Origin of the sequence: Richelia sinica FACHB-800 (genome assembly GCF_014698825.1) — a bacterium.
In the GTDB taxonomy this organism is placed as follows: domain Bacteria; phylum Cyanobacteriota; class Cyanobacteriia; order Cyanobacteriales; family Nostocaceae; genus FACHB-800.
In genome coordinates, this window is sequence record NZ_JACJTT010000052.1 from 20,878 (window position 1) to 33,651 (window position 12,774).

General features: G+C 40.4%; 9 protein-coding genes. 6 read left to right on the forward strand and 3 right to left on the reverse strand.

What is annotated here, in order from left to right; all coding sequences use genetic code 11:
• Positions 1-210 precede the first annotated feature (210 nt).
• A complete protein-coding gene (locus tag H6G73_RS24920; protein ID WP_190608478.1) occupies positions 211-1,584 on the reverse strand; it encodes a calcium-binding protein in 1,374 nt (457 codons plus the stop codon).
• Between the two features lie 309 nt (positions 1,585-1,893).
• Between H6G73_RS24920 and H6G73_RS22410 the strand changes: the two genes are divergently transcribed.
• The 3 genes from H6G73_RS22410 (at position 1,894) to H6G73_RS22420 (ending at position 6,017) form a co-directional block, all read left to right on the forward strand.
• Entirely contained in the window at positions 1,894-3,105 is a 1,212-nt protein-coding gene (locus tag H6G73_RS22410) for a sensor histidine kinase (protein ID WP_190608480.1), read from the forward strand.
• Positions 3,102-3,752, forward strand: a complete 651-nt coding sequence (locus tag H6G73_RS22415; RefSeq protein ID WP_190608482.1) for a response regulator transcription factor — start codon at positions 3,102-3,104, stop codon at positions 3,750-3,752. Before H6G73_RS22410 ends, H6G73_RS22415 begins: the two co-directional genes overlap by 4 nt.
• 186 nt (positions 3,753-3,938) lie before the next feature.
• Positions 3,939-6,017, forward strand: coding sequence for a vWA domain-containing protein (locus tag H6G73_RS22420; protein ID WP_190608483.1), 2,079 nt, complete (start codon positions 3,939-3,941; stop codon positions 6,015-6,017).
• A 117-nt stretch (positions 6,018-6,134) separates the two neighbouring features.
• On the opposite strand, the gene purB is transcribed toward H6G73_RS22420, so the two are convergent.
• Positions 6,135-7,430 (reverse strand): adenylosuccinate lyase, encoded by a 1,296-nt coding sequence (gene purB, locus H6G73_RS22425; protein WP_190608485.1) that lies wholly within the window; start codon positions 7,428-7,430, stop codon positions 6,135-6,137.
• A gap of 381 nt (positions 7,431-7,811) precedes the next feature.
• Here purB and H6G73_RS22430 point away from each other — a divergent pair, with 381 nt between their 5' ends.
• On the forward strand, positions 7,812-9,209 hold the full coding sequence (locus H6G73_RS22430) for a sensor histidine kinase (RefSeq protein ID WP_190608489.1): 1,398 nt from the start codon (positions 7,812-7,814) through the stop codon (positions 9,207-9,209).
• A 289-nt stretch (positions 9,210-9,498) separates the two neighbouring features.
• On the opposite strand, the gene H6G73_RS22435 is transcribed toward H6G73_RS22430, so the two are convergent.
• Positions 9,499-10,089 (reverse strand): DUF1802 family protein, encoded by a 591-nt coding sequence (locus H6G73_RS22435; RefSeq protein WP_190608487.1) that lies wholly within the window; start codon positions 10,087-10,089, stop codon positions 9,499-9,501.
• Positions 10,090-10,168: 79 nt separating this feature from the next.
• Here H6G73_RS22435 and H6G73_RS22440 point away from each other — a divergent pair, with 79 nt between their 5' ends.
• Both H6G73_RS22440 and H6G73_RS22445 read left to right on the forward strand, forming a co-directional pair.
• Positions 10,169-11,125: an aldo/keto reductase gene (locus tag H6G73_RS22440; protein ID WP_190608491.1), complete on the forward strand. Its 957-nt coding sequence runs from the start codon at positions 10,169-10,171 to the stop codon at positions 11,123-11,125.
• 532 nt (positions 11,126-11,657) lie between these two features.
• The gene (locus H6G73_RS22445; protein ID WP_242034284.1) at positions 11,658-12,383 is read left to right on the forward strand and encodes a hypothetical protein; all 726 of its coding nucleotides are present in this window, start codon (positions 11,658-11,660) and stop codon (positions 12,381-12,383) included.
• Positions 12,384-12,774 lie beyond the last annotated feature (391 nt).

Consider the following 12,774-nt stretch of genomic DNA (forward strand, 5'->3'; position numbering starts at 1 on the left):
TCTACAGTTACTAAAAGTGTAACAGTGTGCGATCTAACAATGCTCAGGACTATTCTAGGTGAGTACCACAGGGAAAAATATTGAGTTTGAGTCTTATCCAGACCAACAAAGCACAGTTGATCGCTGTGCCACTTGCGTAAGTCTTGAATTATGATGGTGCTATGTGAAGTTAAAACACACAGCACCATTTTTTAAGTATTAATTTGAGGCCTAAAAGAAGGTAAATTGTGTTGTATTGTTCAGATTGAGAATACCAGGGGCATCCTGAACAATTCCAATCAACTCCAGAGGTTGTAAAAATCCTGTGTTCTTAAAGATTCCTATATCTTGGGTGCTACTTCCTCCCTGAAGGGAATTGGTAATTGCTTTCAATTGATAGTTACTGCGTGAGCCACTCAAGCGAATAATATCCTCACCTGCTTTAAAATCTATGATGCGAGCAAAATCTCCAGTGCCATCAATACCATTGAAAAAGTTAATTGCATCACCATCTGCAATGATGTTGCCATCATCATAGAAGTTGTTCAGCACAAAAGTATCTCGACCTGCACCACCTACTAATACATCAATTTCGCCCCGTCCTAGATTGGTTCCTGTGGCACCAGTCAGGAGATCATTCCCAAATCCCCCTGCCAGAATATCATTTCCTTGATCACCAAAAAGTTGGTCATTGTTGTTACCACCGGAAAGCGCGTCATTTCCGTTACCACCACCAGCATTGAAGACAGAAGATGTAGAACTTACTACCAGGCGATCATTTCCATCACCACCAGTGAATTGGATAAAGGAGACACCACTGGATAAACTCAGATTGCTAACTGTCAATAAATCATCGCCACCTAGACCATTAATAGCGTTGAAAGTTTCGATACTCTGTGTTCTCAAGGTAACTGGAGTGAGATTGGTGCGTTGTAATAGAATTTCTGCACCCACCTGGCTGAGGCTAATTTGGTCACCTTGGGTGGCTGAACCGTTGAATAACAGGTTATCGCTACCTGCATCACCTTGAATGATATCACTGCCATCCCCATCCACCCATTCAAATGCGTCATTGCCATTGCCACCAATCATGGTGTCATTGCCTTTGTCACCTTTGAGCAAATCACTGTCATCGCCACCTTCTAGTAAATCCACCCCATCACCGCCCAAGAGGACATCGTTGCCAATTTCTCCCTTGAGGACATCGCTTCCTGCACCCCCTAACAGGCGATCATTTCCTGCACGTCCAAAGAGGAAGTCATTGCCAAAGCTGCCATCTAGAGTATTAGCACCATTGTCGCCCGTTAAAATATCGTCGTTGTTACTGCCTGCTAGGTTTTCAATGTTAAAGAAGGAATCGCTGCCGCCAAAGAAGGTAGCTGTTCTGGTTTCTAATGAAGCGATAACGTTGTTACTGGAGCCAGCATAACTAGCAGTATCGATGCCGATGCCACCATCCAGAATATTAACCCCAAAACCACCAAATAGAGTATCGTTACCACCTGCACCGCTGATATTATCGTTGCCTGCAAATCCATTGATAATATCGTTCTCTGTAGTACCTAAGAGAGTCTCATCATTGTTAGTTCCGTTGATGATTGCCATGTTCGTTTGTCCTAAATTGAAGTTAAAAATTGAGCGAAATTTCAACTTTTTTGTTCAGTTCGCTATGTCACAATCCTAAGAAATTGCTTTGGACAAACCATCTGAAGAAGGTCGCGATCAAATATCAACGAAATGGCCATTCTTGAAGTTACGATCGCTCAATTCACTATCCAAATCGCTTCTAACTTTAGTCATACTCCAGGGCAAGAGCATCAACGAAAGTTAGAAATTTGCAGGCTGATCTGGAAATTCCATCTAACTTGCAGTATTTGTTGAGAATATACATACGCAACTACAAAAAATACTGTTATGACTGCGATCGCCTCCATACTTAAAACACAGCCTCAGCCGTTTCGCTTTCTGCTATATACCGAATGGACAATGTTAGGCTGTTGTGGAGTGATGGCAGCTATCGAGGCTTGGCAACGTCAAAGCTTGCCTTTACAGCACATTTTTATCCTGGTATCACTGGCTTTGATGGGATGGATGTTGCCACGGGGTAAAACTTGGTTTCGCTATTTGTATACAGCGATGGAAATGGGTCTGATATTCTACGGAACCACCTTAGGATATTTACACATTCTGCCGACTCTCTATTTGATTGTCTTAATTCGTAGTTGTTTTTTATTTGAAGCTCCGGGTCGATGGGTTGTAGCGGGTCTTTCCCTGTTGTTGTATATGGTTCATCAGATTCAATATCTTCAGACCGTCATTCCCTTGATGCTACCAAACGTGGAACAACAGAAAATTTGGATGCATCAAACAGCAGAACTATTGATGTTTGGGTTGGGGTTGTTTTTTGTGTCACAGTTAGTTAGTACCCTAATTGCCGAGCGACGAACACAGGAACAATTATCACTAGCCCATGAACAGTTGCGAGAGTATGCCCTACAAATTGAAGATTTAGCAGCCGTTCAAGAGCGCAATCGCATTGCCAGAGAGATCCATGATTCAGTGGGACATGCCCTGACGACACTCAATATCCAGTTGCAAACTGCCTTGAAACTGTGGACACATGACCCGTCCGAAGCAAAACCGTTTTTAGAACAAGCGCAACGACTGGGTAAGGTAGCTATGCAAGAGGTACGGCAATCAGTCCATACCTTAAGGGCAGATGTGGTGGCAGAAGAGCCATTAGAACCAGCGATCGCATCTTTGGTCAAAGAGTTTGAGCATAGTACAGGCATTAAAGTTGTAGCCCACATCAGATTGGAAACTATTCTGCCGGCCCAGATGTCAAAAACTATTTACCGAGTTGTACAAGAGGCCTTTACGAATATCTGTAAACACGCACAAGCTACTTCTGTACAGTTGCAGTTAACCCAAACAAGCGATCGCCTTCATCTCAGCATTCGGGATAATGGGTGTGGTTTTCAGGCTCAAATCAAATCTAGCGGATTTGGGCTACATGGAATGCAAGAAAGAATTGCAGCGATGCAAGGCAGTTTTCGAGTGGAGGCAGAGCCACAAGCGGGTTGTTGTATTCTAGTAGAGTTACCGCTACAAGAGGGACTGCAATGATTCGTCTGCTGTTAGTGGATGATCAGAACCTTATTTGTCAAGGATTAAAAGCGATGCTATCGCTGGAGCCAGATTTAGAAGTTATTGGTACTGCCAATAATGGTGAAGTAGCAATTGCACAAGTGGCAGCCTTGCAGCCTGATGTAGTGTTGATGGATGTGCGAATGCCTGTAATGGATGGAAGAGAGGCAACCCGCAGGATTACCCAACAATATCCTCAAGTGAAAGTCTTGGTGTTGAGTACATTTGATGACGACCAGTATATTGCAGATGCCATGCGGGCAGGTGCCAAGGGATACTTATTGAAAGATATGCCATCGGAAGAGTTAGCCCAGGCTATTCGATTTGTGCAATTAGGCTACACACAACTAGCTCCTGGCCTAATGGAGAAACTGATGGCAGGATTTTCAACTACAGCGATCGCTCCACCGATAGAATCAACCTCACTAGGACAATTAACACCCCGTGAGCAAGAGGTATTGCAATTGGTTGGTCTGGGTTTAACAAATCGCGATATTGCCCAAAAGCTGTTTATTTCCGAAGGAACGGTGAAAACTCATGTTACCCATCTGCTCAATCGTTTGAATCTGCGAAATAGATCGCAATTAGCAATTTATGCCCATTCTGCTGCTACACCACCTCACTGAATTTGGAGCTTTTGCATAAGTCCTGATTTTGTTTCACGCAGAAGAAAGCAGAAGGTGGGACTTTTGCAAGAGGTTTATCCTATCCTCTACAGTTACTAAAACTGTAACCGCGTCAAATCTCACAATGCTCAGGACTATTCTAGGTGAGTACCAGAGGGCAAACATTTTGAATGTGAGGATTGAGCAATGTCTTACCCTATTCCTTCCAAAACCTGGCAGCGCATCAGCACTTTAACACTTCTATTATTACTACCTACACTAGGAATTACGATTTTCAATCAGTCTCTGACCAAAGCCGTTCCCACTAATCAAACTACCGCAACCAACTCCATAGCAGTCAATCACCCCAACTATCAAGCACTGCAAGCATTAGCCAAAAAATATAGTTGCGTTGTCTCAGTGGCTAACTTTGGAATTTCTTCTGTTACACCCACAGAATTTGCTACGGTCTTGAATGCCTGTGCAAATCAAATCAATAAGTTAATAGCAACTAACTCTACAACCGTTGCTCAAGCAGACTTACAAACCCTGCAACGTCTACAAACAGAATTTGCCCTAGAAATAGCAAATCTAAGCCTTCCCCAAAATGAATTAGACATTAAAACTGAGATCGCACCCACTCAATCTAGCAGAGAAAATCGTCAAAATCAGGCTCATCGCATAACTCAACCATCAGGTGTAGTCACAACAAAACCTCTGAATTTACCAGCTAGTTCACCTGTCGTCAACGATTTATATCTTGCTCCCCCAATTGCTCAACGTACTGTTGGAGGTGGTGTCAATCCGATGATTACCCCCGAACCACAAATTGTTGAAAACTTCAACACAGAGAACTACAACCGAATTGATGACAATCCTTTTCGTAAGGTTAGTCATGACCCTCTCTCCACCTTTTCCATAGATGTAGATACAGCATCCTACAGTAATATTCGACGATTTATCACCCAAGGCCAATTACCACCCAAAGATGCAGTACGTATAGAAGAATTGATTAACTACTTTACCTACAATTATCCTCAACCAACGGGAAATCAACCTTTCTCTGTCACTACTGAAATTACAGATGCTCCTTGGAATCCTCAACATCAATTAGTACAGATAGGTTTGCAAGGTAAACGCTTGGCAACTGAAACCTTACCACCTAGTAACCTAGTATTTTTGATTGATGTCTCCGGTTCAATGGACGAACCAGAAAAATTGCCCTTAGTACAACAATCTTTAAAGTTGTTAGTCAATAAACTACGTCCTGAAGATAAAGTCAGTTTAGTTGTGTATGCAGGAAATGCTGGTTTAGTCTTACCTACTACTCCTGGTAGTCAGAAAGCCAAGATTATTGCAGCCATTGATCGCTTAACAGCTGGAGGTTCTACTGCTGGTGGTGAGGGGATTGAACTAGCTTACAAAATTGCTACACAAAACTTGCTTAAATCTGGTAATAACAGAGTCATTTTAGCCACTGATGGAGATTTTAATGTTGGCGTTTCCAGTGATGCAGAATTGACTCGATTAATTGAAAAGAAACGCAACCAAGGAATTTTTCTCACAGTTCTGGGATTTGGTACTGGCAATTATAAAGATGGCAAAATGGAGCAATTAGCTAATCATGGTAATGGTAATTACGCCTATATTGATACTTTATTAGAAGCAAAAAAGGTATTAGTTAATGATATTCGGGGCACTCTATTTACTATTGCCAAGGATGTAAAAATTCAGGTGGAATTTAATCCTGCCCAAGTCCAAGCTTACCGTTTAATTGGCTATGAAAATCGTCTCTTGCAAAATCAAGATTTTAATGATGATCAAAAAGATGCAGGGGAAATTGGGGCTGGTCATTCTGTAACGGCATTATATGAAATTATTCCTCCTGGAATTAAGAGTGATGTAAAAATTCCAGAAGTAGACCAGTTAAGATATCAACGTCAATCTGCAATTAAATCGGATGTGGGAAATGATGAGATCATGTTGGTAAAATTACGTTATAAATTACCGCAAAATAGCGATAGTCAATTAATTACCAGCACGATTAAAAATAGCGACTTTCAGACGACTCAAATTCCTTCCGATAATTTGAGATTTGCTGCTGCTGTGGCAACCTTTGGGATGTTACTGCGTGATTCGGAATACAAGGGGAATGGTAACTATGATTTGGTTATGAAATTAGCGACTCAAGGAAAGGGGAAAGACCAGGAAGGTTATCGGGGTGAGTTTATTCGCTTGGTAGAGCAATCAAGAACATTGATGGCAAGAAAGTCACGAAATCCGTAATTAAGCGATATCACTCAAGCTTGTATAGCAGGTGACAGATAAGCCAGCGCGGTCTTGGGGGTTTCACCTTCTGCCTCCTGTCTCCTGCCTCTTAATGAATAACTGTTTCCGCAAACCCTAAATGCCAAGTCGTTGATAAACTTGTTCCAAATGCCGAAGATGGAATTGGGGGTCAAAACAAGCTTCTATTTCTGCTGGTGTCAAGTTTTGAGTTACACGGGTATCTTGGCTAATGAGGTCACGGAAGTTGCCTTCTGGTTTGTTCCAAGCAGTGTGGGCACTTTGTTGAACTATGGCATAAGCTTCTTCCCGATTGAGTCCTTTTTCGACTAATGCCAGTAATACTCTTTGGCTGAAAACGACACCACCATAGCAGTTGAGGTTGCGTTCCATGTTTTCGGGATAAACCAACAAGTTTTGTACTAAGTCGGTTATTTCCACGAGCATGAAGTGAGTTAAAATACACGCATCTGGTAAGATGACCCGTTCTACGGAACTGTGAGAAATATCCCGTTCATGCCACAAGGCAATGTCTTCCAAAGCTGCACCCGCATGGCTTCTAACTAATCTGGCCATACCTGTGAGACGTTCGGAGCGGATAGGGTTACGCTTGTGAGGCATGGCACTAGAGCCTTTTTGCCCTTTAGCGAAGAATTCCTCTACTTCCAAGACATCTGTTTTTTGCAGGTTGCGAATTTCAACAGCGTAGCGTTCAATGGATGCAGCTAGTAATGCTAACTGTTGGACAAAATCAGCATGGATGTCCCGTGAAACCACCTGAGTAGAGGCCGTATCAGGCTTAAGTCCCAGTTTTTCACAGGTTAAAGCTTCTACTCTTGGTTCAATGTTGGCATAGGTTCCCACCGCACCGGAAATTTTACCTACAGCAATGGTTCCCCGCAAAATTCGTAGCCGTTCTTGGTGTCGCAATGCTTCAGCTAACCACCCAGCTAATTTAAAACCAAAGGTAATGGGTTCGGCGTGAATACCATGCGATCGCCCAATCATCACTGTATCACGGTGAGCTTTGGCTTTTTGGCGAATGGCCTCTATTAGGTCTTGCAGCCGTGCTAACAATACATCCAAACTGGCAACTAATTGTAGTGCCAAGGCTGTATCTAGGACATCAGAACTGGTTAACCCCAGGTGAATATATCTTCCTGCACTACCAACATATTCATTGACGTTGGTCAAAAAGGCAATCATATCATGGCGGACTTCAGCCTCTATTTCTAGCACCCGCTTTGGGTCAAAGTTCGCCTTTGCTTTAATTTCTGCCACCGCTTCCGAGGGAATGTAGCCTAATTCAGCCTGTGCTTCACAAACAGCAATTTCTACTTGCAGCCAGGTTTTTAGCTTATAGGCTTCACTCCACAGATTGCCCATTTCGGGCAAAGTATAACGCTCAATCACATTCGGGCATATAATACAACCGTCATATTTTACAGTTTTTCCTGCCCCTGAAGTTGCTGTCCTTAACTTGTAGTTAAAGGGGGGGTGTTAGTATTTGGTTGCGATCGCACTACTAATACTAAATTTTTGGGTTTGCTAGTGGTATTTCGTCAGCTGATTATGACTGAAACCATTGCTATCACATTGTTTTGGACAGGCGATCGCAAAATTTCCGGTTTCCATGATCTCAGTTCTGCCATCACACCTCAATTTATATCTTGCATGGCCACTTTATTTGATGATTTGCCACTAGACTTTGGGAATAATAGCTTGGGCGGTGATAATATCCCTCATGGTATTGCTACTAACCATACATTGCCATTACAGGTCAAGGATAAACAAATGCTGGCTGTGCATAGCATGGACAATGCTGATGAGTTAAACCTAAAACTAGAGTCTACTTTGCAAGAACTACCTGTTTGGAATGTTCAAATCGAGTTAGATCGTCCTGGTCATGAATTAGGGAAAATCTTTGAACAACAACCATTGTTACCTGGCATCATCTTAACGAAAAATGAGCAATATGTAGGGATGATTTCGCGATCGCTATTTTTTGAGCAAATGAGTCGTCCCTATGGTTTGGGATTGTTTGGTGGTCGTCCAGTTGAATATCTTTACAATTTCCTGCACCCAGAAGAATTTATCATTAAAGCCGATACATCCATTGTCGCAGCCACTCAATTAGCCTTGACTCGTTCACCTCAACAAGTCTATGAGCCGATTTTAGTCCATACCCAACCTTGGCAGTATGGATTGCTAGATTTTCATCAATTACTCTTAGCTAATTCCCAAATTCATGTTTTAACTTTAAATCGGCTCCAAAAAGAAAAAGAGAAGGTGAAAATAGCTAGAGCCGGATATCGTGACCTGCAAGAAAATTATAGTCGTCTTGTCCAAAATGAGAAAATGATTGCCTTAGGACACTTAGTCGCTGGCATTGCTCACGAAATCAATAATCCTATTAATTTTATCTATGGCAACCTCAATTATGCCCGTGAATATGTAGATAATTTACTATATTTTTTGGAACGCTATCAAAATAATCAACCCTATGCCGAAGTTGCTGACTTAGCTCAAGCGCAAGGAATAGAAATTGAATTTATTATGGATGATTTGCCCAAATTAATCGCTTCTATGAGAGTTGGGGCAACTCGCATCAAAGAAATTGTTTTATCACTTCGCAATTTTTCCCGACTAGATGAAGCAGAAATAAAAGCTGTTGATATTCATGAAGGGATTGATAATACCCTAATTATTCTCCAAAATCAACTGAAACCTAAACCTAATCGTCCAGAAATTCAGGTGATTAGAGAATATACCAATTTACCGAAAGTAGAATGTCATGCCGGGCAATTAAATCAAGTTTTTATGAATATTATTGCCAACGCTATTGATGCTTTATCGGAACAATATGAATTATCAGATGCTCTTCAAGAAATACCCAAGGAATTCCATTCTAATCTGATGATTTGGATTCGGACAGAATTAACAGATGATGAACATGTAGTAATTCGTATTACTGATAATGGCCCTGGTATTCCAGAAAATATTCAACAACGATTATTTGACCCATTTTTCACCACTAAAACCGTTGGTAAAGGTACAGGATTGGGACTATCCATTAGTTATCAAATTATTGTCGAAAAACATGGTGGTCAACTATCCTGCATCTCGAAACCAGGACAAGGTGCAGAATTTATTATTAGAATTCCTCTATTTTCTGAACTCAAAAATTGCTAATACCAATTTTATGTAAGGCTGCACAGAATCTGGAAATTCATTGATTGTCATAGATTATCTGTGTTTATTTGCGTTTATCTGCGTTCCATTAATTAAATAGACATCTGGTGAAAATGAATGTAGAGACGTTCCGTCGGAACGTCTCTACAAGGGTTTCAAACCACGCATATTTATTTAATTACTACCAGATGTTCATTGTGTTTATTTACACCTATTTACTTACGAACTCTATATAGCAATATGCAGAAAATGGTAGCTATCTGCATATCTGAAACTATTTTCTGTGCCACTATACACATAACTTATCACCAATCAACCCACGAATGGACTTGACCAATTCACCGTATTTACCATTCGATAAAACAGGTTCTGAATTGGTGATGTCTATAGGTTGTTGAAGGTCAATCCATGATTTACAACCACCGTATATAGGTAAATAGGGAATTTCTTGTGCAGCAGCTAACCTATGAACCCGCAATAAGAGAATATATAAAGGCTGACGTGGCTTCCATTTTAAGCGATCGCTAATAAAATACTCATTCCAAATATGGAAAGGCAATATATCACTAACAATAGATTCATCCACCACAGGCAAAATATCTGTAATATCTGCCCAACTACTGATGGGAACTGTTTCAGGATGCCAACCGGAAGTCACTGGATGAACTAGATGACTATACTCAGTTTTGAGCAAGAAACTTTGTTGATGTTCATAGGTCGGGTAGAGTAGAACCCTATCATGGGCAACTTGGAAGCGTCCCCCTTGTTCATGAATCCCCCCTTTACGCAATAGCATAATTGTTTTGCCGCTTTCCAAAGCATTAACGGCAACAGCCCATTCTTTGAGGGCATGAAAAGTGGTAGTCAATTCCATGAGCATCTACTGTAACTCAGATTTAATTTTGCTTACAAACCGTTAAATTATCAAACAAAACACAACATACTTTCAGGAAAATATGATCGAAAAGCGCCAACTTGGTCAATCGGATGTGCGGATAACTCCCATCTTAATGGGTACATGGCAAGCTGGAAAAAGAATGTGGGTAGGAATAGAAGATGCTGACTCTATTCAAACTATCCGTGCAGCTTATGAAGCTGGAATCACTACGATTGATACAGCCGAAGTCTATGGGGAAGGACACTCAGAACGAATTATAGCTGAAGCTTTATCACCTGTGCGTGACAAAGTGGAATATGCTACTAAAGTTTTCGCCAATCATCTCCAATATCAGCAAGTAATTACCGCTTGCGATCGCTCCTTGACAAACCTGAAAACTGATTACATTGACCTGTACCAAATTCACTGGCCATCTGGGGCTTTTAATAGTCAAATTGTACCCATAGAAGAAACCATGAAGGCCTTAAATCATCTCAAGCAACAAGGCAAAATTCGCGCTATTGGTGTTTCTAACTTTTCCCGTGACCAGTTGGCACAAGCCTCACAATATGGACGCATTGATAGTTTACAACCTCCTTACTCTTTATTCTGGCGACAAGTAGAAACAGATGCCATGACCTATTGCATCGAAAATCAAATTTCTATCCTCGCCTATTCTCCCCTAGCACAAGGATTGTTAACTGGTAAATTCCCCCCAGGACATAAATTTCCACCAGAAGATAACCGTGCCAAAAATAAACTCTTTCAAGGTGAAAACTTCCATCGTGCCCAAAAAGCTTTAGACAAACTACGCCCTATCGCTGAACGCCATGATTGTACCTTAGCTCAACTAGCCCTAGCTTGGTTAATAGCTCAACCCCAAACCCATGCTATTGCGGGGGCCAGATATCCAGAACAAGCCAAAGATAATGCCCAAGCTACCACAATCCAACTCAGTACCGCAGAAATTGCCGAAATTGATAGTATCGGACGATTAGTGACAGATCATCTCGACCAAAACCCAGTTATGTGGGAATGATAGGTGATGAATAAACCAGAATTGACTGGTTAACAGTTCTTTATGTCTATGGCTTGAATATTGCTAAATTCAACAAAACATCAACTTTAGTAAATAACAGAGTTCATCACCCAAAAGGAGTGATAGTTTAATAGGTAGGACACAGAAAGAACACAAAACAAGTGAAAGGGCAATTGACCACGTGTCCCCCGTCACCAGCCCGAACAAACATCAGCATATAGATAAAGAAAGTGGTAAGTAGCCGAATGCAAACGGCAAAGCCAAATCCCAAAGCGGAAAAACGTCAAAGTGCTGAGTTTGTGAGATTTAATATCCACCCTAGTTTTTGACTGTCAATTAATTAATCTAGCTTAACCATTTGATACCTGTAAATTCCAAAAAAACCTGGTCGCCCTCGGCCAGGTTTTTAGGTTTTAGTTGTAATTAATTTCCTCACTGCCTTCATCACAAAATCTTTACTTTGCCAACGGAAAAATAGAAAAGATACTGTGTAATTAATTTTGTATCTAGAAAAATTTTTCTAACTGTAGTGATGATGAAAAAATATATTTTCGGCAGTATGGTAATTACAGCTATTGTAGCTAGTCTTGTCGTTGCCTGTGATTCCAGAGGTAATCGTCAGGTAGAAGCTGTGAAAGCAGAGAATCAGCCCAAAAGCAAAGAAAACCTGAGCTATGGTGACTTAATTATCAAAGAAGAGTCTTATTATTTGATGATTCCAGTATATTTAGGCTTTGGTGAGCAGACTAAAGACGATAGTTTAAGTATTTCCCGGTCTTATAAACAAGAAGCCAAAATTAATAACTTAATTTTCTACCACAAGCAAAATGGTGGCAATAATGTTTTATTAAATAAATCAGCAGTAATTAATTCTTTTGATTTGTTAGAAGTAAAAACCGAAGATAAAAAAACTCAAAGAGTCTGGTTTTACCGAATTATTGATCAAGATACCAATCAAGATAAAGAATTGAATGAACAAGATGCAATAGGTGGTTATATTTCGGATTTGTCAGGGCAAAATCTCACACAAGTCACACCAACCAATAGCCAAATTGTCAATTGGTTTATCCTTCCTAGCCAAAATGCCATTTTGATTAAAATTATCTACGATACCAATAAAGACAAAAAATTTACTTCAGAAGATAAAAGTAACTATTTGCGAGTCAGTCTAGGAAAACCAGAAATGGGTAAGGAAATTATTAATGAGCAAGTAGAAAAGCAACTCAAATCTACTAAATCGCCAAGTGCAAAAAATTAGTCAATATGTTCTATATTGCCACTTTTGTCATGCAAAATGCTATACTTTAGCTTAAAGTATCAAGTCTAGTATGATTGATTAAAAATCATATTTAGTGAAGTTTCTAAGCCATATAAAAAATGTTGATGTAGGTTGTGTTGTCGCTTTGTACAACGCACTATTACAGCAAATTTCATTCAAATGAATTATAACTATAGCGGGCAAGATGCTCGCACCACAAGAGTTAGATTATTCATTAGACATCTCCGAAAAAGAATGAAATTATGATATAACCAGATAAAATCGCGTATCTACCCTGGTATTATGAGCAACATAGTCGAGTATATTCATAACAATCCTGAAGAATCTCAAAGATTATTAGGACTGCATTATGAACAGTTAAAACAACTTA